The sequence below is a fragment of the Virgifigura deserti genome (assembly GCA_003576685.1).
GTDB lineage: Bacteria > Pseudomonadota > Alphaproteobacteria > Dongiales > Dongiaceae > Virgifigura > Virgifigura deserti.
Genome location: QOZR01000003.1, coordinates 290610 through 314668, shown reverse-complemented (window position 1 = coordinate 314668; position 24059 = coordinate 290610). Strand labels below are relative to the sequence as shown.

Annotated in this window: 24 protein-coding genes and 1 pseudogene; 18 read left to right on the top strand and 7 right to left on the bottom strand. The window is 65.6% G+C overall.

All coding sequences use genetic code 11. The features are described from left to right. The first annotated feature begins 85 nt into the window (after positions 1 to 85). The 5 genes from hspQ (at position 86) to DT069_RS07070 (ending at position 2657) form a co-directional block, all read left to right on the top strand. The gene (hspQ, locus tag DT069_RS07090) at positions 86 to 418 is read left to right on the top strand and encodes a heat shock protein HspQ (RefSeq protein WP_119459576.1); all 333 of its coding nucleotides are present in this window, start codon (positions 86 to 88) and stop codon (positions 416 to 418) included. A gap of 85 nt (positions 419 to 503) precedes the next feature. Beyond that, positions 504 to 1007 carry an exonuclease domain-containing protein gene (locus DT069_RS07085; RefSeq protein ID WP_119459575.1) on the top strand — a complete coding sequence of 168 codons (504 nt, stop codon included), beginning with the start codon at positions 504 to 506 and terminating at the stop codon, positions 1005 to 1007. Positions 1008 to 1022: 15 nt separating this feature from the next. Then, a complete protein-coding gene (locus DT069_RS07080; RefSeq protein ID WP_119459574.1) occupies positions 1023 to 1793 on the top strand; it encodes a helix-turn-helix domain-containing protein in 771 nt (256 codons plus the stop codon). Between the two features lie 73 nt (positions 1794 to 1866). Continuing rightward, entirely contained in the window at positions 1867 to 2265 is a 399-nt protein-coding gene (locus tag DT069_RS07075; RefSeq protein ID WP_119459573.1) for an SRPBCC family protein, read from the top strand. 38 nt (positions 2266 to 2303) lie between these two features. Continuing rightward, on the top strand, positions 2304 to 2657 hold the full coding sequence (locus DT069_RS07070) for a VOC family protein (protein ID WP_119459572.1): 354 nt from the start codon (positions 2304 to 2306) through the stop codon (positions 2655 to 2657). Between the two features lie 23 nt (positions 2658 to 2680). Here DT069_RS07070 and DT069_RS07065 read toward each other — a convergent pair whose 3' ends face one another. Further along, positions 2681 to 4576, bottom strand: coding sequence for an ABC-F family ATP-binding cassette domain-containing protein (locus DT069_RS07065; protein WP_119459571.1), 1896 nt, complete (start codon positions 4574 to 4576; stop codon positions 2681 to 2683). A 169-nt stretch (positions 4577 to 4745) separates the two neighbouring features. On the opposite strand from DT069_RS07065, the gene ndk reads away from it, so the two are divergent. Beyond that, a complete protein-coding gene (gene ndk, locus DT069_RS07060) occupies positions 4746 to 5168 on the top strand; it encodes a nucleoside-diphosphate kinase (RefSeq protein ID WP_119459570.1) in 423 nt (140 codons plus the stop codon). A gap of 97 nt (positions 5169 to 5265) precedes the next feature. On the opposite strand, the gene DT069_RS07055 is transcribed toward ndk, so the two are convergent. From DT069_RS07055 to purM, 3 genes are read right to left on the bottom strand one after another with little or no spacing between them, the layout of a single operon-like run. Continuing rightward, on the bottom strand, positions 5266 to 5391 hold the full coding sequence (locus DT069_RS07055; protein WP_119459569.1) for an aa3-type cytochrome c oxidase subunit IV: 126 nt from the start codon (positions 5389 to 5391) through the stop codon (positions 5266 to 5268). A 40-nt stretch (positions 5392 to 5431) separates the two neighbouring features. Further along, the gene (purN, locus tag DT069_RS07050; RefSeq protein WP_119459568.1) at positions 5432 to 6121 is read right to left on the bottom strand and encodes a phosphoribosylglycinamide formyltransferase; all 690 of its coding nucleotides are present in this window, start codon (positions 6119 to 6121) and stop codon (positions 5432 to 5434) included. Further along, positions 6121 to 7227 carry a phosphoribosylformylglycinamidine cyclo-ligase gene (gene purM / locus DT069_RS07045; RefSeq protein ID WP_425450087.1) on the bottom strand — a complete coding sequence of 369 codons (1107 nt, stop codon included), beginning with the start codon at positions 7225 to 7227 and terminating at the stop codon, positions 6121 to 6123. Before purM ends, purN begins: the two co-directional genes overlap by 1 nt. A gap of 66 nt (positions 7228 to 7293) precedes the next feature. Here purM and DT069_RS07040 point away from each other — a divergent pair, with 66 nt between their 5' ends. From DT069_RS07040 to DT069_RS07015, 6 genes are all read left to right on the top strand, one after another. Further along, the gene (locus DT069_RS07040) at positions 7294 to 8505 is read left to right on the top strand and encodes a DUF2066 domain-containing protein (RefSeq protein ID WP_119459567.1); all 1212 of its coding nucleotides are present in this window, start codon (positions 7294 to 7296) and stop codon (positions 8503 to 8505) included. A 13-nt stretch (positions 8506 to 8518) separates the two neighbouring features. After that, positions 8519 to 9082 carry a CDP-alcohol phosphatidyltransferase family protein gene (locus tag DT069_RS07035; protein ID WP_425450073.1) on the top strand — a complete coding sequence of 188 codons (564 nt, stop codon included), beginning with the start codon at positions 8519 to 8521 and terminating at the stop codon, positions 9080 to 9082. After that, the gene (locus DT069_RS07030; protein WP_119459566.1) at positions 9083 to 10207 is read left to right on the top strand and encodes an AI-2E family transporter; all 1125 of its coding nucleotides are present in this window, start codon (positions 9083 to 9085) and stop codon (positions 10205 to 10207) included. A gap of 16 nt (positions 10208 to 10223) precedes the next feature. After that, on the top strand, positions 10224 to 10910 hold the full coding sequence (locus DT069_RS07025; RefSeq protein WP_119459565.1) for an HdaA/DnaA family protein: 687 nt from the start codon (positions 10224 to 10226) through the stop codon (positions 10908 to 10910). Between the two features lie 12 nt (positions 10911 to 10922). Further along, positions 10923 to 11702 (top strand): SDR family oxidoreductase, encoded by a 780-nt coding sequence (locus DT069_RS07020; protein WP_119459564.1) that lies wholly within the window; start codon positions 10923 to 10925, stop codon positions 11700 to 11702. Positions 11703 to 11799: 97 nt separating this feature from the next. Next, complete coding sequence (locus DT069_RS07015) at positions 11800 to 13344, top strand: CYTH and CHAD domain-containing protein (RefSeq protein ID WP_119459563.1); 1545 nt, start codon at positions 11800 to 11802, stop codon at positions 13342 to 13344. 16 nt (positions 13345 to 13360) lie between these two features. Here the strand turns inward: DT069_RS07015 and DT069_RS07010 are convergent, their stop codons facing one another. Then, positions 13361 to 13873, bottom strand: a complete 513-nt coding sequence (locus tag DT069_RS07010; protein WP_119459562.1) for a SixA phosphatase family protein — start codon at positions 13871 to 13873, stop codon at positions 13361 to 13363. A 185-nt stretch (positions 13874 to 14058) separates the two neighbouring features. On the opposite strand from DT069_RS07010, the gene DT069_RS07005 reads away from it, so the two are divergent. The 4 genes and pseudogenes from DT069_RS07005 to DT069_RS06995 form a co-directional block, all read left to right on the top strand. After that, the gene (locus DT069_RS07005; protein WP_119459722.1) at positions 14059 to 16239 is read left to right on the top strand and encodes an RNA degradosome polyphosphate kinase; all 2181 of its coding nucleotides are present in this window, start codon (positions 14059 to 14061) and stop codon (positions 16237 to 16239) included. A 12-nt stretch (positions 16240 to 16251) separates the two neighbouring features. Continuing rightward, positions 16252 to 17760, top strand: coding sequence for a Ppx/GppA phosphatase family protein (locus tag DT069_RS07000; protein ID WP_119459721.1), 1509 nt, complete (start codon positions 16252 to 16254; stop codon positions 17758 to 17760). Positions 17761 to 17888: 128 nt separating this feature from the next. After that, positions 17889 to 18128 carry a class I SAM-dependent methyltransferase gene (locus DT069_RS24910; protein WP_425450072.1) on the top strand — a complete coding sequence of 80 codons (240 nt, stop codon included), beginning with the start codon at positions 17889 to 17891 and terminating at the stop codon, positions 18126 to 18128. A gap of 24 nt (positions 18129 to 18152) precedes the next feature. After that, positions 18153 to 18695 (top strand): annotated as a pseudogene (locus tag DT069_RS06995) (class I SAM-dependent methyltransferase); the annotation flags it as partial. A 204-nt stretch (positions 18696 to 18899) separates the two neighbouring features. On the opposite strand, the gene DT069_RS06990 reads toward DT069_RS06995, so the two are convergent. Beyond that, a complete protein-coding gene (locus tag DT069_RS06990) occupies positions 18900 to 19574 on the bottom strand; it encodes a choice-of-anchor R domain-containing protein (RefSeq protein WP_119459561.1) in 675 nt (224 codons plus the stop codon). Positions 19575 to 19921: 347 nt separating this feature from the next. Then, positions 19922 to 21118 carry a ribonuclease D gene (gene rnd, locus DT069_RS06985; protein WP_119459560.1) on the bottom strand — a complete coding sequence of 399 codons (1197 nt, stop codon included), beginning with the start codon at positions 21116 to 21118 and terminating at the stop codon, positions 19922 to 19924. 173 nt (positions 21119 to 21291) lie between these two features. Here rnd and tam point away from each other — a divergent pair, with 173 nt between their 5' ends. Both tam and aspS read left to right on the top strand, forming a co-directional pair. Further along, the gene (tam, locus tag DT069_RS06980; RefSeq protein ID WP_119459559.1) at positions 21292 to 22071 is read left to right on the top strand and encodes a trans-aconitate 2-methyltransferase; all 780 of its coding nucleotides are present in this window, start codon (positions 21292 to 21294) and stop codon (positions 22069 to 22071) included. Positions 22072 to 22230: 159 nt separating this feature from the next. After that, positions 22231 to 24018 (top strand): aspartate--tRNA ligase, encoded by a 1788-nt coding sequence (gene aspS, locus DT069_RS06975; RefSeq protein WP_119459558.1) that lies wholly within the window; start codon positions 22231 to 22233, stop codon positions 24016 to 24018. The last annotated feature ends 41 nt before the right edge of the window (positions 24019 to 24059 follow it).

The window sequence follows — 24059 nt, the reverse complement described above, 5'->3', positions numbered from 1 at the left end:
AGGGGCGACTTTATTCCGCAATCGTCACACCGCTGCCGGTAGACTGGCCGCTCTCGAGTTCCCTTGCCACCACAATACGACGCAGATGAGTGAGATCAGGCAGGCCAAGTTCCAGATCGGACAGATCGTTCGCCACCGGGTCTACTCGTTCCGGGGCGTGATTTTCGATGTCGATCCCACCTTCAGCAACAGCGAGGAATGGTGGCTCGCGATTCCTGAAGAGGTGCGCCCGCGCAAGGACCAGCCCTTCTATCACCTGCTGGCCGAAAACGCGGAAATCACTTACATCGCCTACGTCTCCGAGCAGAATCTGCTAGTGGACGAGACCGGAGCTCCCGTCGCTCACCCGATGGTCGCCCAGCTCTTCACCGGCCTCGAGGACGGCCGCTATGTCCCGCGGCCGCGGGCGACGAACTGACTGTTCGACTGCCGCAAATCGACCGCTTCGGACGTTATATGGTATGAGCCGCCCTGACTTGCGTTGAGCGGGGGCGGAAGCAGCTATGGCGAACTTCGTCGCGATCGATTTCGAAACGGCCGACTATGGGCGCGACAGCGCCTGTGCGGTCGGGCTTGTCCGGGTGGAGAATGATCGGATCGTCGAGGAGGCGAGCTGCTTGATTCGGCCGCCACGCGAGCAGTTCATCTTCACCCATATACACCGAATCACTTGGGAGGATGTCCGGGACCAGCCTACATTCGCCGAAATCTGGCCCGCGTTCAGCCCCCTGTTGCATGGTGTGGATTTTCTCGTGGCCCATAATGCGCCATTCGATCGAGGCGTTTTGAATGCCTGCTGCGCCGCCGCGCAAATCGCGCAGTCGCAGCATCGCTTCATATGCACGGTTCGGCTGGCGCGCGCCGCCTGGGGCATCCGCCCGACGACTCTCCCGAATGTTTGCCGGCATTTGGGAATCGGTTTGCGCCACCACGACGCCGCGTCGGACGCGAGAGCGTCGGCTGAAATCGCGTTGGCCGCGATAAGAATGGGGCACGGCCTCTCATGACCCATCGATAACGCCATGGAGTCCGTTGTCGCCGGGTCGGCGAAGCACTACGCCGAAGCTCTGCCTTCGGCGCCGCTCCGTTCGCATTTCAGATGCAAGTGGACGCATCGGATTCCCCATGATCTCGCCGGCAACTTCATCGTGGTCCCGGACGGCTGTGTCGATCTGCTGTGGATCGACGGGCGCCTTATGGTCGCGGGACCGGACCGTTCGGCGGCTGTTGAGGCGATCGCTCCAGGTTCGGTCGTGTCGGGACTCAGGTTCCAGCCGGCGGCGGCTATCAAATGGCTTGGAGTGCCGATGTCGGAGATTGTCGACCGCCGCGTCGGCCTCGAAGAGCTGTGGGGGGCGGAAGCACGGCGGCATGCCGACTGGATAGGCGAGGCGAACACGCAAGCGGAGAGGATCCATCGCCTGGAGGCCCGCTTGATCCGGAAGGCGATGACGACCGAACCGGCTGACCGGGACATGGCCGGGGTTTTCGGGCTGCTCGACGGAAAGGTGGACTCGCTCGTTCCGAGCGTCGCCGATCTTGTCATGCGGCTCGATACCAGCGAGCGCACCCTGCGACGCCGTTGCCGGGAGGCCTTCGGCTATGGGCCGAAGACTCTCGACCGCGTTCTGCGGTTTCAGCGCTTTCTGGCCCTTGCCCGCCGTCCCGGCGAGAGGAGACTGGCGCAATGGGCCGTCGAGGCCGGCTATGCCGATCAGGCCCATCTTGCGCGCGAGGTGAAGCGCCTGAGCGGACTTTCCCCGAGTGCCGTCATCGGCCAGCTCGCCATGTGAGTGGCCGATTCGTTCAAGACTTTCCGACGCCTCCCGGGGCAGCATGGCGTGAACGGCCGTCGGAGAGACTGTGATGAGCACATTCGAAGCACGAATCATCAGCATATCGATTGACCGTGACTGGCGAGCGGTCTACGACTTCGCCTCGGTCCCGGAGAACCTCCCGCGCTGGGCGTCGGGACTCGGTTCGGCTCTGGAGAAGGCGAACGGGGAATGGACCGCCGAGGGCCCCGAAGGTCCGATCAGGATCCGCTTCGCCGAGCGCAACGACTTCGGCGTCCTCGACCATTACGTCATCCCCGAACCGGGCGTCGAGATCTATATCCCATTGCGTGTCATCGCGAACGGCACGGGTAGCGAGGTGATATTCACGCTGTTCCGTGTCCCCGGCATGAGCGGCGAGAGGTTTGCGGCCGACGCCGAGTGGGTCGCTCGGGATCTCGCGGCGCTCAAAGCGCTGCTCGAAGCCTGATCGCCAGACATCTCCCCTAGATTCATGAGGCAGCCGACATGACCGTTTCGGAGAAGAATCGACGGATCGACTATATCGAACTCAACGTGGGTGATCTGGCGCGCTCGCGGGACTTCTACGGCAGCGCGTTCGGATGGACGTTCAAGGATTACGGCCCGACCTATTGCGAGTTCTCGGATGGGCGGCTGACAGGCGGCTTCACCACCGGCGGGGCTGCCAATCCGGGCGGGCCATTGGTGATCCTCTATGCCGCGGATCTTGCGGATATCCAGAGCCGGATCGAGGCGGCGGGCGGGAAAATCGTCAAGCCGATCTTCGACTTTCCTGGCGGACGGCGCTTCCATTTCGAAGATCCCGACGGATACGAGCTTGCCGTCTGGTCCGACAAGTAGTCCGTACCCGACGGTCGAGCGGGCTATTCCAATGCCGCCTGCGCTTCGAGCCAGCGTTCCTCCGTTCGCGCGATCTCCTTTTTGATTTCGCCGAACTTGACCTGAAGCTCCATGAGCTGTGCCGTCGGGCCCTCATAGATGACGGGGTCCGCGAGGCGGGCTTCCAGCGCGGCCTTGCGGGCCTGCAGCTTCTCCAGCCGCTTCTCGGCCTCTTCGGCGGCGCGGCGCAGATGCTGGACGGCGGCGCGGGCTTCCGCCGCCGCCTTGCGTTGCTCCTTCCGTGCCGTCGCGGTGCGCGTATCGGCCCCGTCGGATGCGGATTGCTTCGCCTCGCGCGCCTCGGCGTTGCGGTTCCGCCGCTGGTTGAGCAACAGGCGGCGATAATCGTCGAGGTCGCCGTCATAAGGACGACAGCCGCCATCGGCGACCAGCCACAGCCGGTCGGCGGTCAGCTCGATCAGATGCGGGTCGTGGCTGATCAGCACCACCGCGCCCTCGAAGCCGTTGATCGCCTGCACCAGCGCCTGGCGCGAATCGACATCGAGGTGGTTGGTCGGCTCGTCGAGCAGCAGGATATGCGGCGCCTCCCGGCTCATCAGCGCGAAGAGGAGGCGCGCCTTCTCGCCGCCGGAGAGCGCGCCCACGGTCGTCAGGGCCTTCTCCTGGCCGAAGCCGAACCGCCCGAGATGGGCGCGTCGCTTCTGCTCGGTCGCCATCGGCGCCAGCCGTTCCATCAGCATGAGCGGCGTGGCGGTGAGGTCGAGTTCCTCGGCCTGATGCTGGGCGAAATAGCCGATCCGGAGCTTCGCCGACTTCCGCAATTCCCCGTCGAGCGGCTTGAGCCGGCCGGCCAGCAGCTTTACCAGCGTCGATTTGCCGTTGCCGTTGGCGCCCAGGAGTGCGATCCGGTCATCCATGTCGAGCCGCAGGTCCAGCTTGCGCAACACCGGCCGGTCCGGCGCATAGCCCACATCGACATCGTCGAGCGTGATCAGCGGCGGGGCGAGGGGATCGGGCGAGGGGAAGTCGAAGCTGACCGTCCGCTCCTCGATGATCGATGCGATCGGCTCCATCCGGGCTAGCGCCTTGATCCGCGACTGCGCCTGACGCGCCTTGCTCGCCTTGTAGCGGAAGCGGTCGACGAAGGCCTGCATGTGACGCCGGGCGGCGAGCTGCTTCGCCGCCGCCGCCGCCTGGTTGGCCAGCCGCTCGGACCGGGTCCGCTCGAAGACGTCGTAGCCGCCGCCATAGAGCGTCAGCTTGTTGCCCTCGAGATGAATGATCTTGTCGACCGCCTTGTTGAGCAGGTCGCGGTCATGGCTGACCAGCAGAAGCGTGCGCGGATAGCTCTTCAGGAAGCTCTCCAGCCACAGCGTCGCCTCAAGGTCGAGATGGTTCGTCGGCTCGTCGAGCAGCAGAAGGTCGGGCTCCGAGAACAGCACCGCCGCCAGCGCCACCCGCATTCGCCAGCCGCCGGAGAAGTCGCTGCAGGGCCGGGCCTGCGCCTCCGCATCGAACCCCAGGCCGGACAGGATCGTCGCGGCGCGGGCCGGCGCGGCATGGGCGCCGATATCGGCGAGGCGGGTATGGATCTCGGCGATGCGGTGCGGGTCGGTCGCGGTCTCCGCCTCCTCGAGCAGGGCGGTCCGCTCGCGGTCGGCGCTCAGCACCGTGTCGAGCAGGCTCTCCGGGCCGTCGGGCGCCTCCTGCGCCAGCATGCCGATCCGGGCGCCGTTCGGCAGCGAGATGTCGCCGCCGTCAGCGTGAAGCTCGCCGGTGATCAGCTTCAGCAGCGTCGACTTGCCGGTGCCGTTGCGGCCGACCAGCCCGGCATGGTGGCCGGTGGGCAGCGTCAGCGTCGCGCGGTCCAGCAGCAGACGCCCGGCGATACGGTAGGTGAGGTCATTGATCTGAAGCATGGCGGCGGGTCATAGCATGATGGCGGCGGGGCCGAAAGAAGGGCGCGGTTGAAGAGTGGGGTCGAAGCGGATATAAGGCCGCGAAATTTTCGTCCGTACCCGTGAAGCGGGTACTTAACTTTAACGTTTGTGCCGGCTTCCCTGAAGGCCGGACGAGGAGACCGTCAGCATGTCGACCGAGCGTACCTTGTCGATCATCAAGCCCGATGCCACGCGCCGCAACCTGACGGGCAAGATCAACGCCCGGTTCGAAGAGGCCGGTCTGCGCATCATCGCCCAGAAGCGGATCTGGATGACGCGCCCGCAGGCCGAGCAGTTCTATGCAGTCCATGCCGAGCGCCCCTTTTTCAAGGATCTTTGCGCCTTCATGACCAGCGGCCCGGTGGTCGTGCAGGTGCTGGAGGGCGACAACGCGGTTGCCCGCAATCGCGAGATCATGGGGGCGACGAACCCGGCCAATGCCGCCGCCGGCACGATCCGCAAGGATTTCGCCGAATCGATTGAGGCGAACTCGGTCCACGGCTCCGATTCGGCCGAAAATGCGAAGACCGAGATCGCCTTTTTCTTCAGCGGGATCGAGATCGTCGGCTGAGAATTGACCGGCGCTCAGGCGAGAGCGCCGCTCTTTTCCGTTGTCACCCCGGGATCAAGCCCGCGGGCGACAACGGAAAAGACTGCAAACCCGAGGGTTAAAGCAGGAAGAGCGCCATCCCGATCAGGATGAGCACCGTCACAATGACGCTCCAGGTCATCAGCTTGGTGAAGCCGGCCCAGGTCCGCTCGTGGTCGCGAAGATAATCGTTGTCAGAAGCCATGATTTCCAACCTCCTCGGATGCGGTTTTATAGCAAGAAATTCAATTGCGGCAAGAGGGATCGGGCGCTGCGTCGGCCGGTAGCGCGACCGGGTTGAGCAGGGCCTCCGAAGGGGCGGCCGCGTCGCTGATGACGGTCCGCCCGCCGACCACGCCGACCCGCCCCTCGGCGATCAGGCGGAGCGCCAGGGGATAGGCCTGGTGCTCGGCCTCGAGCACCCGGGCAGCGAGGCTGTCGGCGTCGTCCTCGGGATGCACCGGCACCGCCGCCTGGACGATGATCGGCCCGGTATCCATCTCCGTGCGCACGAAATGAACGGTGCAGCCGGTGAAGCGGACGCCTGCCTCCAGCGCCCGGGCATGGGTGTTCAGGCCCGGGAAGGCCGGCAGTAGCGACGGGTGGATATTGATCATCCGGTCTCGCCAGCGCTCGACGAAGGCGTCCGTCAGCAGCCGCATGAAACCGGCGAGGCAGATGAGCTCGACCTCCGCCTCCCTCAGATGCCGATCGAGGGCGGCATCGAAGGCGGCGCGGTCGGTGAATTCGCGATGTGGGACCACCCGCGTCGGAAGGCCCGCGGCGGCGGCGCGTTGCAAACCGGCGGCCGCAGGCTCGTTCGACAGCACCAACACTATCTCGGCGGGCGCATCTGCGGCGGAGCAGGCGCCGATCAGCGCCTGCAAATTGCTGCCCCGTCCCGAGATCAGGACGGCGATCTTCAACCGGGCCATTATTGGTCCGGCCAGGCCGTCGCCATGCCTGTGATTGTTGCTCCCGGCATTCCCGGCTTCCGCTCGATGATACGGCCGATCCGCAACGCCCGCTCGCCCGCCGCTTCGAACGCTTCGGTGACGGCGTCGGCATCGGCCGGATCGACGACCGCCACCATGCCGATGCCGCAATTGAAGGTCCGCGCCATCTCCTCGTCCGAGACGCCGCCGGCGCGCATCAGCCAGGCAAAGACCGGCGGCAGCCGCCAAGCCTCGGCGTCGAACGCCGCCGCGAACCCGTCCGGCAGCACGCGCGGCACGTTCTCGACCAGCCCGCCGCCGGTGATGTGGGCGAGCGCCTTGACCTTGCCGGTCCGCGCCGCGGCCAGGCAACTCTTCACATAGATTCGGGTCGGCGTCAGCAATGCCGCCCCCAGGGTCTGATCCGGCTCGAAGGGGGCCGGATCGCGATAATCCAGCGCTGCCGTTTCGACGATCTTGCGGACCAGCGAGAAGCCGTTGGAATGCACGCCCGCCGACGCCAGGCCAAGGATGACATCGCCGGCGGCGACCGTCTCGCCGGTGATCTGCGCCCCGCGCTCGACCGCGCCGACCGCGAAGCCGGCGAGATCGTAATCGTCGCCCGCATACATGCCCGGCATTTCGGCGGTTTCGCCGCCGACGAGCGCGCAGCCGGCCTCACGGCAGCCCTCGGCGATGCCGCCGACGATCGCCGTCCCGGTCTCCACATCGAGATGCCCGGTCGCGAAATAATCGAGGAAGAACAGTGGCTCGGCGCCCTGGACCACGAGGTCGTTGACGCACATCGCAACCAAATCGATGCCGACCGTGTTGTGCTGACCGGCGGCGATCGCGACCTTCAGCTTGGTGCCGACGCCATCGGTGGTGGCGACGAGGAGCGGGTCCTTGAAACCGGCCGCAGCAGGGTCGAAAAGGGCGCCGAAGCCGCCGATGCTGGCGGCGCTTCCGGTCCGGGCCGTCCGGCGGACCAGCGGCTTGATGGCATCGACCAGGCGATTGCCCGCATCGATGTCGACGCCGGCATCCTTATAGGTTCGGGTGTTTATGGCATCCTTCCTTCCAATGGGGTATAAGGCTGGCCCCAATGGCGTCACTATTGGGCATGCTCGCTAAAGGTTGGGCAAAAAATACTTGATTCACGAGGCTTTGCAATGGTCCTTCCTGGCCCCCGCCGCAGAGTGACATTGGTCCTTTCGGCACTGGCGCTGCTGGCGACGGCGCTTGCCGCGTCGGCCGGCCGGGCGCAGACCAACGACCTGTTCGCCGTCCGCGGAATCGAGGTCGATGTCACCGCCGAAAGCGCGGCGGCGGCCCGCGAGGCGGCGCTTGCGCTAGGACAGCGCAAGGCGCTGGATCGCGTGCTGCTGCGGCTTGCGCTGGCCGAGGACGTCGCGCGCTTGCCGCCCCTGAGCGACGCGGAGATCACCCAGATGGTCCAGGATTTCCAAGTCGAATCGGAACGGACCTCGGCGGTGCGCTATATCGGCGAACTCACCTTCCGGTTCCGGGCGGAGCCCGTACGCCGGCTGTTCGAGCGGAACGGGGTCCGTTTTGCCGGGATCGTCAGCAACCCGGTGCTGGTTCTGCCGGTGCTGACCGCCAATGGCGACAGCCGGCTTTGGGACGATCCGAACCCCTGGCGCAACGCCTGGGCCGAGCGGCCGGCCGTCGATGGACTCGTTCCGCTCGTCGTGCCATATGGCGATTTGGGCGATGTGGCGGCGGTCGGCGCGGCGGAAGCCCTCGCCGGGGATCCGGAGAGTTTCGACGAGTTGGCCGAACGTTACGACACCGGCGACACGATCGTCGCCGAGGCGCAGCTACGGAACACCATGGATGGGCGGGTGCGGCTCAACATTGCGGCGAGGCGTTACGCGGCGGGCGTCATCCAGCAGACCTATACGGACAGTCTGGTTGCCGACAGCCTGACCGCCGGCGAGGGCGGCGCCACGCTGTTCGAACGTGGCGTCAAGCGGCTGGACGAGATGGTGCAGGAGGAATGGAAGCGCGCGAACCTCGTGAGCTTCGGCATCGAGCGGACCCTGATCGCGACTGTCCCGGTCGGGCAGATCTCGGATTGGGTCGCCGTTCGCAAGCGGCTTGCCGATATCGCTATCGTCCGAGATACCGAAATTCTTTACCTGATGCGCAACGAGGGGCGGCTGCGGGTGGTCTTCGTCGGCGACATGCCGCAGCTGGAGCGGGCCTTGGCGCAGAAGGATTTGTCGTTGTCGCCGGCCTCGGCCAATCATTCGTCGTCGCTGATCTCGGCCGAGATGTGGGTGCTCCGCCTGGGCTCGGCACCGGTCGACGCGGCGCCGCAGCAACCATCGCCGACTCCGCCGACGACAATCGTCAACTGAAGTCGCGCCCCGCGTGACCCGCGCCACTCTGATCTTCATTCTGCCGAATCTGATCAGCACGGCCCGGCTGCTGGCCGTGCCGTTGCTCGTCTGGCTGCTTTTGGGCGGCCGGTTCACCGAGGCATTCTGGTTGTTCATCGCCGCCGGCATCTCCGATGCGCTGGACGGATTCATCGCCAAGAGCTACGACGTCCGCACGACGCTCGGCGCTTACCTCGATCCGCTGGCCGACAAGTCGCTCCTGGTCAGCGTCTACATCACGCTCGGCTATCAAGGCAGCATCGACAGCTGGCTGGTGATTCTCGTGGTGTTTCGCGATCTTCTGATCATCGGCGGCGCCTTGCTCTATCATACGCTGACCCAATCTCTGAAGATGCAGCCGCTGTTCATCAGCAAGCTGAACACGACGGCGCAGATACTGCTTGTCACGGTCCTACTCGCGAATCTCGGGCTCGGGATCGATGATTACGGGCTTGGGCCGCTGCTGATCCATGTCGTGGCGGCGACCACCTTCCTGTCCGGCGCAGCCTACCTGGTCATCTGGGGATGGCGGATCGGTCGCATGGAGAATCTCTAGATGTCGACCGAGCGAAAGATCGCCCTCTGGGCCGGCGGATTGCTGCTCGTATTGCTGAGTTTGTATCTGCTTCGCAGCGTCCTGTTGCCGTTCGTCGCCGGCATGGCGGTGGCATATCTGCTCGATCCGATCTGCGATCGCCTGGAGAAGTGGGGGTTGTCGCGCACGCTCTCCACCGTCATCGTCACCGGTGCCTTCGTGATCCTGTTCGCGGCCGTTCTCCTCTCGCTCGGCCCTCTGGTCTACAGGCAGGTGATCGCGCTGATCGAGCGGATGCCGGACTATATCGAGCTGATCGGACAGCGGATCGAACCGCTGGTCGAACGGGTCCGAGGGACGCTGGAGGGCCGCGGCATCGAGCAGATCGGTCAGCAGGTCGGTACCGTGGTCGGTTGGAGCACGTCCGCGTTGATGACCCTGCTGAGCGGCGGACTCGCCATCGTCAATGTCCTGGCGCTCGTCTTCATCACACCGATCGTCACCTTCTTCCTGCTGCGAGACTGGGACGAGATGGTTGCCCGGATCGACAAGTGGCTGCCGCGCCAGTGGGCGCCGGTCATTCGCGAGCAGGCCACGCTGATCGACGAAACCCTGGCCGGGTTCGTCCGCGGCCAGTCGCTGGTCTGCCTGCTGCTAGGGACCTTCTATGCGATTGGGCTGACGATCGTCGGACTCGAGTTCGGAATCGTCATCGGTATGCTGGCCGGTATCCTGTCGTTCATTCCCTATGTCGGGACGATCGTCGGCTTCGTCCTCAGCGTCGGACTCGCATTCGCGCAATATCCGGACTGGCTGCCGATCTTCATCGTCGTCGGGATCTTTCTCGCCGGCCAAGCGATCGAAGGAAACTTCCTGACGCCGAAGCTGGTCGGCGAGCGGGTCGGGCTGCATCCGGTGTGGGTGATCTTCGCGCTGCTGGCCGGCGGTTCGCTGTTCGGATTCGTCGGCGTACTTCTGGCGGTGCCGGTCGCCGCCGTTATCGGCGTGCTCGCCCGCTTCGCCCTGGGGCGCTATCTGCAGAGCGGCTACTACAACGACGGAGGCCCGCCGTCGCCGCAGCGGGCGCCTCAGGGCGACGATCGGAATAGGGGGCGGAACGGCGGCTCGCCCGGGGCTGCGTCCTGATGCCGAGCGGTGGCGCATGACCCAGATCCCGCTCGAGTTCGATCATCGGCCGTCGCTGGGCGGCGAGGACTTTCTCGTTGCGCCAAGCAACGAGGCGGCGGTCGCCTGGCTCGACCGCTGGCCCGACTGGCCGGCGCCGGCCTTGGCGGTCTATGGCCCGCTGGGCTGCGGCAAGACCCATCTCGCGCATGTGTGGCGGGCCCGCAGCGGCGCCGTCCTGCTCACGCCGGATGCACTCGCGACCGCGGAGCCGCCGCGGCTTCTGGGCTCGGCGAAGGCCTGCATCCTGGACGGGTTCGTACAGGACCGCCTCCGTTCGCTCGACGAGCGCCGCCTGCTGCATCTCTACAACCTGCTGGCGGAGCAGGGCGGGCATCTTCTGCTCTGCGCCGACGAGGCGCCGGCCCGCTGGCCGATCGCGCTGGCCGACCTTCGCTCGCGTCTCACGGCGATTCCCGCGGTGCGGGTCGAGCCGCCCGATGATCTGCTGATCGGGGCGCTGCTGGTGAAGCTCTTCAGCGACCGGCAACTGCTCGTCGGCAGCGACGTCATCACCTATCTCTGTACGCATATCGAACGGTCGTTCGAGGCAGCGCGCTCGATCGTTGCCGCGATCGACCGGGCCGCGCTCGCCGCGCACCGCCGGGTGACGGTGCCGCTGGTCCGCGAACTGCTCGCGCGCGGCGACATCTCGGAAGGTTGAAGGAGCTACCACATGGATCTTGGACTCGCCGGCCGAAAGGCGCTGGTCTGCGCCGCCAGCAAAGGGCTCGGCCGGGCCTGCGCGACGTCGCTCGCTCGCGAGGGTGTCGCCGTCACGATCGTCGCGCGCGGGCGGGAAGCGCTGGAGGCGACGACGGAGGAGATCCGCCGGGCGACCGGTACGGTCGTGACCGCCGTTGCGGCTGACATCACCACCCTGGCGGGGCGCGAGGCGGCATTGGCCGCCTGTCCGAGCCCGGACATCCTCGTCAACAATGCCGGGGGTCCGCCCTCCGGTGATTTCCGCGATTGGGAGCGCGACAACTGGATCCGCGCGCTCGACGCCAACATGCTGACGCCGATCGCGCTGATCAAGGCGACCGTCGACGGGATGATCGCCCGCCGCTTCGGCCGCATCGTCAACATCACCTCGAGCGCGGTGAAGGCGCCGATCGATTCGCTCGGCCTGTCCAACGGCGCGCGGTCGGGGCTGACCGGGTTTGTCGCGGGTCTCGCGCGGCAGACGGTGCGCCACAACGTCACGATCAACAATCTGCTGCCGGGATCATTCGAGACCGACCGGCTGCGCGACAACTTCGCCGAAGCGGCGCGCGCGAGCGGCGAGGACCCCGCCGCCTACTGGCGGGCGCAAATGGCCGAGAACCCGGCTGGCCGGTTCGGCGATCCCTATGAGTTCGGCGAGGCCTGTGCGTTTCTCTGCAGCGCTCAGGCCGGCTATATCACCGGACAGAATTTCCTGATCGACGGCGGCGAGTACCCCGGAACACTGTAGTATGGCTCCGCCGTCCGCCCGAAAGATTTCATGAAACCGTCATACAACTGGATCGCGTCCGCCCTATAGTCACTGCCCCGATTTTTGGGCAGGGCGCATGCCGGACGAGATCGAACTCAAGCTGAGGGTCCCCCCGGATCGGGTCGCGGAGCTGAAACGTAATCCGCTGCTGCGTTCGCTCGCCCGTCGCCGCGCCGTGACCCACCACCTGACCAGCGTCTATTTCGACACGCCCGACCTCATGCTGGCGAGGAACGCCATGGCGCTCCGGGTCCGCCATATGGGCCGACGCCGCATCCAGACCCTGAAGCTGCCGAAGGGGCAGGGCAACGGCCTGCAGGTGCATAGGGAGCTCGAATGCGAGATCTCCGGCGACAGGCCTGAATTCGCCTGCATCGACGACGAGACGCTGCAGGCCTTCTTCGACGGCAATGGCATTCCCGGGACGATCGCCCCCGTATTCGTGACGGAGTTCGATCGTAGCGTCCGACAGCTTCAGCTGTTCGACAGCGACATCGAGTTCGCCCTCGATCTCGGCGAGATCAAGGGGGCCGACCGCGCGTTGCCAATCTGTGAGGCGGAACTGGAGCTGCGGTCCGGAAACCCGCGGCGGCTCTTCGAGTTGGCGCTCGCGCTCAACGGCAGCGTGCCGCTGGCGCTGGAGCAGCGGACGAAGGCGGCGCGGGGCTACGGTCTCCTGACCGATACGCCGCCGCGGGCCGAGCGCGCCCGCCCGGTGCTGCTCGATCCGGAAATGACCGCTGCGACCGCCTTCACGGCAATTGCACGGAACTGTCTCGCCCAGCTGCGCGCGAACGAGGCCTGCGCGCTCGACGGGCAGGAGTCGGAGGGCGTTCACCAGATGCGCGTCGCGGTGCGCCGGATGCGTGCGCTGATCGGGGCCTATAAACCGCTTCTCGCCCCCGAGGCCCATGCGACGCTGGGGCACGATCTGCGCTGGTTGCAGCGGCAGCTTGGCGCGGCGCGGGACTGGGACGTGTTCGTCGAGCAGACGCTGACGCCGCTGCGGATGCGGCTGCCGGACGAGCCGGGCTTGGCGGGTGTAGTGGGCGCGGCGCAGGCGCTGCGTGAGACAGCACATGGGACGGCGCGCGCCGCCCTGGCGGGGGACCGCTACACTAGGCTTCTGCTCACCCTCGAGCTCTGGCTCGATTCGGGCGATTGGGCGCGGCGGGCGGATGGCACGCCGGACGCAGTGCGGCCAGAGCAAGCGGTGACGCTGTTCGCCCAGGACGTCCTGGCGCGCCGCCATAAGCGGCTGCACAAGCTGGGCGGCAAGCACGCGACCCTCGACGAGCCGGACCTGCACCGGCTGCGGCTGCTCGGCAAGAAGATGCGCTATGTCGCCGAGTTCTTCCGCAGCCTGTATCCGCGTAAGGCGAGCCGGCGGTATCTTGCTGCGCTCGCCGAGATCCAGGACCGGCTGGGCACGCTGAACGACGCGGTGGTGACGCGTGCCCTCCTTGCACGGATCGAGGAAAGGCTGGGGCGAGGGGAGGACGTCGGAAAGGCGATGGGCGTCGTGCTAGGCTGGCAGGCGGCCCGAACCGAGCATGATCTCGCAAAGGTCGGCGCGGTGTGGGAGGATTTCCGTGACTGTAAGCCGTTCTGGAAGGGCTGACCGGCCGCGCCGCCGGTCACGCCAGGTCCGCCGGTCGGACGAATCGCTCCAGCCGCCCGCCTGCGGTTATATCGGCCCATCCCCCGGCGTCGAACGTCAACATCGTGAGCGCGCCGGTCGGGTATTTCGCGCGCAGCCCCTTGAGGGCGTCGGCATCTCCACCGCTGGCCAGCGCGATTGCAAGTTGCCCGACAGCCGGGTTGTGCCCGATGAGAAGCAGCCGGCGTACGCTGTCCGGAATCTGCCCGATCTGGTGCAGCAGATCGCCCGGGCTTGCCGCATACAGCTCCCGCAGGAAGCGCACGGGAACGTCGCCTTCGCTCTCGGCCGAGACGAAGGCGAAGGTCTCGCGCGCCCGCCGCGCAGTGGAGCAGAGGGCAAGATCCGGGGTCACCCCCTCAGTTCGCAGATAGGCGCCCATCGCCGCGGCCGCACGTCGGCCGCGCGGCGCCAGAGGACGGTCGAAGTCGGCAAGCCGCGGGTCGTCCCAGCTCGATTTCGCATGCCGCAGGATGAAGAGCGATCGCATCGGGGTTCCTTATGGTCGGGTGTTCGTCGAAGCGAGCCGGTTTCAGCATTGGAACTGCGGTGAACCAGCCCGTCATGACAAGTTAACCAAGAGGATATAAGATTTTGCGGCCCTTTGATGACGCGGATGCCGTCGCGCCGCCGCCGTCCGGGAACATGCCCGAGGAATTTGAGCCCGAGGAGCTTATGGTCGGAGCGGAGAAGTCGGTGAGCGATGCGCGGATCAGCGAACGGCCGGTGCTCGAGCCGGAAAAGGGCGAGCTGGCGAAGGGAACGCGATTCATCAATCGCGAGCTTTCCTGGCTCGCCTTCAACGAGCGGGTCCTCGAAGAGGCCGACAACGCGGCTCATCCGCTGCTCGAACGGCTCCGCTTCCTGTCGATCTCGGCCAATAACCTGGACGAGTTCTACATGGTGCGCGTTGCCGGCCTGAGGGGGCAGGTCTCCGCCGGCGTCGTCACCGCGAGCCAGGACGGGTTGACGCCGGCACAGCAGCTCGTCGCGATCAACAGCCAGAGCAGCGAGCTGATGCAGCGCCAGCAGGCCTGCTGGCGCCGGCTGCGCGAGGAGATGCGGGAGGCAGGCATCGCGGTGATCGACCCCGCGGAGGTAACCGAAGCCGAGCGGCAATGGCTCGACGCCTTCTTCATCGACGAGATCTTCCCGGTGCTGACGCCGATGGCGGTCGATCCGGCCCATCCCTTTCCCTTCATCCCGAATCTCGGCTTCTCGCTGGTGCTCGACCTGCGCAGCCGCACCGAGACACGGCGCCTGCGCGCGCTGCTGCCGCTGCCCAGCCAGTTGCCGCGGTTTATCCGTCTGCCGGGCGACGCCGTGCGGTTCCTGCCGCTCGAGGAACTGGTCGGCCTCTATCTCGACCGCTTGTTCCCGGGGCTCGACGTCGCGGGCATGGGCTATTTCCGCCTCATCCGCGACAGCGAGATGGAGATCGAGGAGGAGGCGGAGGATCTGATTCGCCTGTTCGAGAGCGCCCTGAAGCGGCGTCGGCGCGGCAATGTCATTCGCCTGAAGGTGAATGCCGCGATGCCGGAGGACCTGCTGGCCTTCGTCACCGACGAGCTTGCCGTGCCAGAGAGCGACGTCTTCGTGCTCGACGGGCTGCTGGGCCTCGCCAGCACGTCGAAGCTGATCATCGACGAGCGGCCGGACCTGAAGTTTCAGCCCTACAACGCCCGGTTTCCCGAACGGATTCGCGACATGGGCGGCGATTGCTTCGCGGCAATCCGCCAGAAGGACATTATCGTCCATCATCCCTATGAGAGCTTCGACGTGGTGGTGCAGTTCGTCCGCCAGGCGGCGCGCGACCCGTCGGTCGTCGCCATCAAGCAGACGCTCTACCGGACGACCGACGACTCGCCGGTCGTGAAGGCGCTGATCGAGGCGGCCGAGGCGGGCAAGTCGGTGACCGCCTTGGTCGAGCTGAAGGCGCGGTTCGACGAGGAGGCGAACATTCGCTGGGCGCGCGATCTTGAGCGCGCGGGCGTCCAGGTGGCCTACGGCTTCCTGGAGCTAAAGACCCACGCCAAGGTGTCGATGGTGGTGCGCCGCGAAGGTGGCGCCTTGCGCACTTATGTCCATTTCGGCACCGGCAATTATCACCCGGTCAACGCGAAGATCTATACCGACCTGTCCTTCTTCACTTGCGATCCCGGGCTGTGCCACGACGCGGCGCGGCTGTTCAATTACATGACCGGTTCGGCCCAGCCGGAGCGGATGGAGAAGATCGCGATCGCGCCCCTCACGCTGCGGCCCAAGATCCTGGAGCTGATCGAAGACGAGATCGCCCATGTCGCGGCCGGCCGGCCGGGTACGATCTGGGTTAAGCTGAATTCGCTCGTCGATCCGGAACTGATCGAGGCGCTCTACCGGGCCTCCCAGGCGGGAGTCGTGATCAATCTGGTGATCCGCGGCATCTGCTGCCTGCGCCCCGGCGTGCCGGGCCTGTCGGAGAACATCCGGGTGAAGAGCATCATCGGCCGCTTTCTCGAGCATTCGCGAATCATCTGCTTCGGTGCCGGTCACCGCTTGCCGTCACGGAGCGCCAAGGTTTATATCTCCTCTGCGGATTGGATGCCGCGCAACTTCGATCGTCGTGTCGAGACTCTCGTGCCGATCGAGAACCCGACAGTGCATCAGCAGGTCCTCGATCAGATCATGGTCGCCAATTTGAAAGACGACGTGCAGAGCTGGATCCTCGGCTCTGGTGGCCGGTACACGCGCCTGCGGGGCGGGGAGACGGGCTTCTCCGCCCATAACTTCTTCATGACCAATCCCAGCCTGTCCGGGCGCGGCAGCGCCATCAGGCAGGCGAAGCAGGCACCGCACCTGTTTCTCAAGAAAGCCTAATTGGAATCGGGCATGGCCCCACAGGGCGGACCGCAGGATCAGGAGGCCACCCGAGTCGCGGTGGTCGATATCGGCTCCAACTCCATCCGCCTGGTCGTGTTCGACCGCCCGTCGCGCTCGCCGCTTCCGGTGTTTAACGAGAAGGTGCTGTGCGGCCTCGGGCGCGGGATCGACGCGACGGGACGACTGAACGATGCCGGCGCGGCGCTGGCGTTGCCCAATCTCGTTCGCTTCGTCCGCCTGGCCCAGACGATGGGGGTCCGGCGGCTCGATCTCCTCGCCACGGCGGCCGTCCGCGACGCGGCGAACGGTGCCGAGTTCGTGGCCGAGGTGGAGCGCCGCTGCGGCGTTCCGGTGCGAGTCATTTCGGGCGAGGACGAGGCGCGGCTGTCGGCGCTCGGCGTGGTCGCGGGGATTCCAGACGCCGACGGGCTGATGGGCGACCTCGGCGGCGCCAGCCTGGAGCTGGTCGCGCTCGAGAAGGGTGCTCCCGGAGGCGTGGTGGGCAGCCACATCACGCTGCCGCTCGGGCCATTGCGGCTGAAGGAGGCGGCGTTGGGCGACCGCGAGGTGGCGCGCGCCGCCATTGATGCGCAGCTCGATCGCGTGCCATGGCTGACGGATCTTCGCGGCCGAACCTTCTACCCAGTGGGCGGGGCTTGGCGAACCCTGGCTCGCATCCATATGGAGCAGACCAAATATCCGCTTCATGTCATCCATCACTACGCCATCCCCCGTCGGCAGGCCGAGGATCTGGCCCGGGTGATCGGCCGTCTGGGCAAGCGCTCCCTGGCTTCGATCGCAGGGCTGTCGCGACGCCGTGTCGAGACTCTGCCGTTCGCTGCGCTGCTGCTCGAGCGATTGCTGCGGCGGGTGAGGCCGGAGCGGATCGTCTTCTCCGCCTATGGGCTGCGCGAAGGGCATCTGTTCAGTCAGATTCCGGCCGATGAGCAGGATCAGGATCCCTTGCTCACGGCCTGCGCCGAGATCGCCGCGACGGAAAGCCGCTTCGGCGCGCCCGGCCCGCTTCTGCAGGACTGGATCGAGCCGCTGTTCCCGCAGGACGGGCCGGCGGAGCGCCGCCTGCGGCTGGCGATCTGCCAGCTCAGCGACATCGCCTGGCGCGAGCATCCCGATTATCGCGCACAGCAGGCCTATATGCGCATTCTCCGGCTGCCGGTCTCCGGCATCGATCACTTCGACCGTGCCGCCGCGGCCTTCACCATCGCGATCCGCTATGGCGGCAATGCGGATGCGCCCGAGATGCAGCCGGCGCGGGCCCTGCTAAGCGATGATGCCCGGCGTCGCGCGATCATAATGGGCTCGGCGCTGCGGCTCGCTTTTTCCCTGAGCGGCGCGACGCCGGAGCTGATGCGGCGCACCGGCCTGACGCTCGCCGAGGACTCGGTGACGCTGCTGCTGCCCGAAGGGGAAGAGGTGATGCTGGGCGAGGCGGTCCAACGTCGGCTCGAAGCCCTCGGCCGCGCCCTGAATCGGAGCCCAAAGGTCGGCGAGAGATAGAGCACGGCTCCGTCACTCGCTGCGTTCTCCTGAATTCTTCTGTTTCTCCAAGACCTGCACAGCAAGTGGTATAATCGCGCCCGGCCAGCGAGGTGCCCCATTTGGGGGGCAGGAACGGGATGGCCGACATGGCCGCATCCGAACGCAAGGACGTCTGGGCGAGCGGCAAGGCTTATGAATCCTATGTCGGGCGATGGAGCCGACTGGTTGCGCGCGAGTTCGTTGCGTGGCTCAACCTGCCGCCGGATCGAGAGTGGCTCGATGTGGGGTGCGGTATCGGCGCGCTGAGCGAGACGATTCTGGAGCGCGCGGTGCCGCGCCGATTGACCGGGGTCGATCCTTCCGAAGGCTTTCTCTCCTATGCGTGAAGCCAGGTCTCCGATGCGCGGGTCGAATGGCGCGTCGGCGATGCGCAGGCTCTTCCGGTGCCAGATGCGGCATTCGACTGCGCCGTCGCGGGGTTGGTGCTGAACTTCGTCTCGGATCCGGCCAGGGCCGTTGCGAAGATGCGGCGCGCTACCCGGGCCGGCGGCACGGTGGCGGTCTATGTCTGGGATTATGCCCGAGCGATGCAAATGATGCGGCGTTTCTGGGACGCGGCCGCCGCGCTTGATCCTGCGGCATCTGACTTGGATAAAGGCCGGCGGTTTCCGATCTGCCGGCCGGAGCCACTAGCCGATCTCTTCGAGGGCGCAGGCCAGCGCGAGGTGGAGACGTGCGCCCTCGACGTGCACACGGTGTTCAGGAATTTCGAGGATTATTGGTCGCCGTTCCTTGGCGGCCAGGGGCCCGCACCCGGCTATTGCATGTCCCTCTCGGAAGAGCGCCGGATCGCTTTGTGGGAACGCCTTCGCGAGTCCCTGCCGGTAGCGGCCGACGGGACCATCTATCTGACAGCCCGTGCCTGGGCGGTGCGTGGAATCACCGGTTCGTAACAGGACCGACAAAGCCCTCAGCCCCGTGCCGCGACTTGCTCCATCGGCACCACCTCGACGCACCGGCCGGAGTAGTAAGCGCGAAGCGACCATGCTTCAAATCCAGCGTGGCGGCGCCGAAGATTTCCCCGCGCCAGCCGGAAAAGGCGGGCATCGGCGCCTCGTCGAGGATCGCTAAAGCTTCTCCGTTGAGTCTTATGAGTCTTAGGCCTGCGCTACGAATTTTTGACGTGTAGCGAGGAAGCCAAGTCCAAGCAGAAAGATGCAAATACTCGCTGGCTCGGGGATGATAATTGCTTCGCCAATAATTTCGAATGCAGGAGGATAGTATGATTGTGACGACTTCCAGTCGCCGTTAGGAATGGTTGTATTCCGATACTGGTGAACTACAGAAATGTCAGTGTTCGGCATGAACCATTTAAAGAATGTATCTGAACCAGGCAATGAGCTCAAGCTTATCCAATACTGCGTGCTTGAGTTCAAATGAATTTCCGTCGAAAGCGTGATATCCAACCAATATTTATTTATGTGGCCTATTCGATCGCTTCGTAGAGAATCTAGAATGAAAACTTCCGTGAGAAGTTCGTTTGGCTTACCTAAATCGTCCGAGAAAAGTGAAACGGCAAAAGCGTTGGTTCCGAATTCCAGCCGTGCCGCAACTCTGAGTGACGTCGCGACTGTTTCGTGGTTGGGGGTAGTGAATGGCGTAGCAAACTGAATGGAGTTAGTGTCTGAAACGAATCCTAACCCCCAAGCGTCCCGCGACATCGATGCGGGAGAGCCGTCCTCAAGTACGACCGAGGAATATATAGTGCCTGCAAATGCTGGTGTTGACATACTAATGAAAATTGCTGCGGCGAGTTGCGCGATCCGGTTCATATATACTCCGAAGGTTCAGTGGTCAGCGAAATAGGACTGTTGCACGGTATCGAACGGCACCTCTCCATAATTCCGTTCGATATATAGCGGCCGAATTCATCTCACCTTAGTTTCATGAATTCATGAATTCAACATAGATGATACCCAACAGAGGTCAATCGAGACGTAACGGTCAGGAGTGGTTCTTGGTCGGTTGTTACCCCCGACATGTATTTATTTGTTCGCGGGGTGTCGACGGTCTCAGGATGTTCCGCTTGTCAGAAGGCTGTTCCGCATCGGTATAAGATTGGGTTCTATCCTGTATCGACGATCGGACTGGACAGAAGGGAGGCGGGGCGGTGACCCGGCTAGCTCGGAAGCGATGCGTCTCTCTCTGACTTGCCGCGCTCGACAGGTCGCATCGGCACCACCTCGACGCGCCGGCCGGCCGCGGTGAGCGCGAGACGGCCATGCTTCAGGTCCAGCGCGGCGGCGCCGAAGATCTCGCGGCGCCAGCCGGAGAGGGCTCGCGTCGGCGCCTCGTCGTTCGCGGCGATCATCTCCAGATCGGCGGAATTTGCGACCAGCTTCTGAGCCACGCCATGGACCTCGCAGCGCATCTTCAGCAGCACGCGGAGCAGATCGACGAGGGGGCCGAGTCCTGACGGAAGCTCCTGGCGCGGTGCGGGCACCGGCAGGTCCGCCTGGGGCAGGTCGAGGCCGCGACGCACCGCCGCCAGAATCGCCGCGCCCTGGCTGCCCTCCGCCGCGCCGCGCGAAAAGCCGCGCGTGCGGGCAAGCTCGTCCACGGTCGTCGGCGCATGGGCGGCGATCTCGATCAGCGCCTCGTCGCGCACCACCCGGTTGCGTGGCAGGTCGCGGCGCTGCGCCTCTTCCTCGCGCCAGGCTGTGACCTCGCGCAGAAGCCCGAGGAAGCGCGGCTTGTCGCTGCGCACCTTGAGCCGCCGCCACGCCTCCCGTGCGTCCAGCCGGTAGGTCGCCGGGTTGGTGAGGACGTTCATCTCCTCGCGTACCCAGTCGGTCCGCCCGGTCTTTTCGAGCCGGCGCGCCAGCTTCTCATAGGCGACCCGCAGATGAGTGACGTCCGACAGGGCGTAGTCGAGCTGCTTCTGCGTCAGCGGCCGATGCGACCAGTCGGTGAATCGCGAGGACTTGTCGATCCGCGCGCCCGCCAGCTTGGCCGCGAGATTCTCGTAACTGACCGAATCGCCGAACCCGCAGACCATGGCCGCGACCTGGGTATCGACCAGCGGCGCCGGAATCACGCCGGTGAGAAAGAAGAAGATCTCGATATCCTGCCGGGCGGCGTGGAACACCTTGACCACCTGCGGATCGGCGAGCAGCTCGAAGAGCGGCTGGAGATCGATCCCGGGCGCCAGCGGATCGATCGCCGCCGCCTCGTCCGGCCCGGCGAGCTGGACTAGGCAGAGCTGCGGCCAATAGGTCTTCTCCCGCATGAATTCGGTGTCGACCGTAATGAAATCGGTTGTCGCCAGCCGCCTGCAGAGCTGGCGCAGCGAATCAGTATCGGTAATCAGCGTCATGGGGCGGCAGCTATACAGTGATTCGCCGGAAGGGGGAAGCAATAGGGCGAAAACGTCTTCGGCAAATGGGCAGGGAGAGGCGCGACTTCGCGAGCCGTGGGCGAACCGTGGGCGAACGTGATAGGCTCGCGGCCGCCGTTCGAGGTGGAGCGGCGAATCAGAGGCCGTGATCGATGGCTGCAAGTCCTAGCTGGGACGTCGGGCAGTATCGCAAGTTCGAGGATGAACGGACGCGTCCGGCGCTCGATCTGATCGGGCGTATCCCCGCCGTCGAGCCGCAACTGATCATCGATCTCGGCTGCGGCAGCGGACAGATCACCGATCTGCTCGCACGGCGCTGGCCCGATGCCCGGGTCTTCGGCGTCGACAGTTCGCCTGCGATGCTCGCCGCGGCGCGCAGGCGCGAGTCACGCGTCGTTTGGGAGGAGGGCGATATCGCCGACTGGACGCCGGAGCGCCCCGTCGGCCTGCTGTTCAGCAACGCGGCCCTGCAATGGCTGGACGGCCACACTACCCTGTTCCCGCGGCTTTTCGACTTCCTGACGCCGGGCGGCGTTCTCGCGGTGCAGATGCCGTTGAACCAGGAGGCCCCATCCCACCGGGCGATGGGCGAAGCGGCCGCGGCCGGTTCCTGGGCTGATCGGCTATTGCCGCGCGTGCGGCACGCGCCGGTGGCCGATCCGGCGGTCTATTACGACCTGCTGGCCCCGCGCGCCCGCTTCGTCGATCTATGGGAGACGACATACCTCCACGTCATGCCCGACCTCGACGCCATCATCGAATGGGTCAAGGGAACCGGGCTGCGGCCGCTGCTCGAGGCGCTCGGCGATGCCGCCGAGCGCGACGCTTTCCTCGCCGACTACCGGGCGCGCCTTGCCGGGGCCTATCGGCCGCAGCCGGACGGCCGCGTCCTTTTTCCGTTCCGCCGTCTTTTCCTCCTGGCCTGTCGCTGAACAGGGCGGGCCGGCCCGACCGATAACTTGACAAAGCGCCGCGTTCGATGCCTCTTGCGCCCGCCGAACCCGTAATACAGAAGAATATCCGGGGCGCCGGCGCCTCGCCCATCGAGGCGGACCGCCGACGCCCCGGAAACGATCGTCGAAGGATAGCCGATGCACCCCTACAGGACTGACAGCTGCGGCGCGCTGCGACGCGACGATGCCGGCCGGCAGGCGCGGCTTTCCGGTTGGATTCACCGGAAGCGCGACCACGGCAATTTGCTGTTCATCGACCTGCGCGACAATTACGGCATCACGCAATGCGTGGTCGACGTGTCGAGCCCGCTCTTCGCCGAGATCGAGGCGGTTCGGCTCGAGAGCGTGATCACGGTCACCGGCAAGGTCGTCGAGCGCACCCCCCAGACCGTCAATCCGAAGCTCCCGACCGGCGAGATCGAGCTGCAGATCGGCGATTTCACGCTGCAGGCCGCTGCGGACCCGCTGCCCTTCCAGGTCAATGGAGAGGAGGAGCCCGGTGAGGATCTGCGGCTGCGCTACCGCTATCTCGACCTGCGTCGCGAGAAGGTGCATGAGAATATCCTGCTGCGCGCCCAGGTGATCGCCAGCATCCGCCGACGGATGGTGGCGGCCGGCTTCACCGAGTTCCAGACGCCGATCCTGACCTCGAGCTCGCCCGAGGGCGCCCGCGACTTCCTGGTGCCGAGCCGGATGCATCCCGGCAAGTTCTACGCGCTGCCGCAGGCGCCGCAGCAGTTCAAGCAGCTTCTGATGGTCGCCGGCTTCGACCGCTATTTCCAGATCGCGCCCTGCTTCCGCGATGAGGCAAGCCGCGCCGACCGCTCGCCCGGCGAGTTCTACCAGCTCGATTTCGAGATGTCCTTCGTCACCCAGGAGGACGTGTTCGCCGCGATCGAGCCGGTGCTGCAAGGCGTCTTCGAGGAGTTCGCCGACGGCCGCAGCGTCAGCCCGGCGCCGTTCCCGCGCATTCCCTTCGGCGAGGCGATGCTGAAATACGGCTCCGACAAGCCGGACCTGCGCAACCCACTGGAGATCGCCGATGTGACCGAGGCGTTCCGCGGCTCGGGCTTCGGCATCTTCGCGCGGCAGATCGAATCGGGCGCCATTGTGCGGGCGATTCCGGCGCCGGGCGCCGCGCAGCGTCCGCGGAGCTTCTTCGATAAGCTGAACGATTGGGCGCGCGAGCAGGGCGCCGCCGGTCTCGGCTATGTCAGCTTCTCCGAAGGTGCGGGCAAGGGCCCGATCGCGAAGAACCTGGACGAGCCGCGCTTGGCGACGATCCGGCAGGCCGCCGGCGTGGGCGAGGGCGACGCGGTGTTCTTCGTCTGCGATCAGAAGCCGGCGGCCGAGAAGTTCGCCGGCACGGTGCGCACCAAGATCGGCGCCGAGCTCGCGCTGATCGACCCGAAGGCCTTCCGTTTCTGCTGGATCGTCGACTTCCCGATGTATGAGCGGAACGAGGAGACGGGGCAGATCGAGTTCAGCCACAACCCGTTCTCGATGCCGCAGGGCGGCATGGAAGCCTTGGAGACGCAGGATCCGCTGACCATCAAGGCCTATCAGTACGACATCGTTTGCAACGGCATCGAGCTGTCGAGCGGCGCGATTCGGAACCATCTGCCGGAGATCATGTACAAGGCGTTCGCGATCGCCGGCTATGGGCCCGAGGAGGTCGAGAACCGGTTCGGCGGCATGTTGAGCGCCCTCAAATTCGGCGCCCCGCCGCATGGCGGCTCGGCCCCGGGCATCGACCGGATCGTGATGCTTCTGGCCGAGGAGCCGAACCTCCGCGAGGTCGTCGCCTTCCCGCTGAATCAGCAGGCCGTCGATCTCATGATGCAGGCGCCGGCCGAAGTGCCCCCAGAGCGGTTGAAGGAGTTGCATATCTGCCTGAACCTTCCACCAGAGCGCAAAAAAGCGTAGAAATTCAATAAGTTTAGCGGGAAATTTGACGTTTCACGTGA

What these genes read in the sequence shown, in the direction of transcription:
- hspQ (WP_119459576.1), top strand. Translation starts at nt 86, where the DNA reads ATGAGTGAGATCAGGCAGGCCAAGTTCCAGATCGGACAGATCGTTCGC.
- DT069_RS07085 (WP_119459575.1), top strand. Translation starts at nt 504, where the DNA reads ATGGCGAACTTCGTCGCGATCGATTTCGAAACGGCCGACTATGGGCGC.
- DT069_RS07080 (WP_119459574.1), top strand. Translation starts at nt 1,023, where the DNA reads ATGGAGTCCGTTGTCGCCGGGTCGGCGAAGCACTACGCCGAAGCTCTG.
- DT069_RS07075 (WP_119459573.1), top strand. Translation starts at nt 1,867, where the DNA reads ATGAGCACATTCGAAGCACGAATCATCAGCATATCGATTGACCGTGAC.
- DT069_RS07070 (WP_119459572.1), top strand. Translation starts at nt 2,304, where the DNA reads ATGACCGTTTCGGAGAAGAATCGACGGATCGACTATATCGAACTCAAC.
- DT069_RS07065 (WP_119459571.1), bottom strand. Translation starts at nt 4,576, where the DNA reads ATGCTTCAGATCAATGACCTCACCTACCGTATCGCCGGGCGTCTGCTG.
- ndk (WP_119459570.1), top strand. Translation starts at nt 4,746, where the DNA reads ATGTCGACCGAGCGTACCTTGTCGATCATCAAGCCCGATGCCACGCGC.
- DT069_RS07055 (WP_119459569.1), bottom strand. Translation starts at nt 5,391, where the DNA reads ATGGCTTCTGACAACGATTATCTTCGCGACCACGAGCGGACCTGGGCC.
- purN (WP_119459568.1), bottom strand. Translation starts at nt 6,121, where the DNA reads ATGGCCCGGTTGAAGATCGCCGTCCTGATCTCGGGACGGGGCAGCAAT.
- DT069_RS07040 (WP_119459567.1), top strand. Translation starts at nt 7,294, where the DNA reads ATGGTCCTTCCTGGCCCCCGCCGCAGAGTGACATTGGTCCTTTCGGCA.
- DT069_RS07030 (WP_119459566.1), top strand. Translation starts at nt 9,083, where the DNA reads ATGTCGACCGAGCGAAAGATCGCCCTCTGGGCCGGCGGATTGCTGCTC.
- DT069_RS07025 (WP_119459565.1), top strand. Translation starts at nt 10,224, where the DNA reads ATGACCCAGATCCCGCTCGAGTTCGATCATCGGCCGTCGCTGGGCGGC.
- DT069_RS07020 (WP_119459564.1), top strand. Translation starts at nt 10,923, where the DNA reads ATGGATCTTGGACTCGCCGGCCGAAAGGCGCTGGTCTGCGCCGCCAGC.
- DT069_RS07015 (WP_119459563.1), top strand. Translation starts at nt 11,800, where the DNA reads ATGCCGGACGAGATCGAACTCAAGCTGAGGGTCCCCCCGGATCGGGTC.
- DT069_RS07010 (WP_119459562.1), bottom strand. Translation starts at nt 13,873, where the DNA reads ATGCGATCGCTCTTCATCCTGCGGCATGCGAAATCGAGCTGGGACGAC.
- DT069_RS07005 (WP_119459722.1), top strand. Translation starts at nt 14,059, where the DNA reads ATGGTCGGAGCGGAGAAGTCGGTGAGCGATGCGCGGATCAGCGAACGG.
- DT069_RS07000 (WP_119459721.1), top strand. Translation starts at nt 16,252, where the DNA reads ATGGCCCCACAGGGCGGACCGCAGGATCAGGAGGCCACCCGAGTCGCG.
- DT069_RS24910 (WP_425450072.1), top strand. Translation starts at nt 17,889, where the DNA reads ATGGCCGCATCCGAACGCAAGGACGTCTGGGCGAGCGGCAAGGCTTAT.
- DT069_RS06990 (WP_119459561.1), bottom strand. Translation starts at nt 19,574, where the DNA reads ATGAACCGGATCGCGCAACTCGCCGCAGCAATTTTCATTAGTATGTCA.
- rnd (WP_119459560.1), bottom strand. Translation starts at nt 21,118, where the DNA reads ATGACGCTGATTACCGATACTGATTCGCTGCGCCAGCTCTGCAGGCGG.
- tam (WP_119459559.1), top strand. Translation starts at nt 21,292, where the DNA reads ATGGCTGCAAGTCCTAGCTGGGACGTCGGGCAGTATCGCAAGTTCGAG.
- aspS (WP_119459558.1), top strand. Translation starts at nt 22,231, where the DNA reads ATGCACCCCTACAGGACTGACAGCTGCGGCGCGCTGCGACGCGACGAT.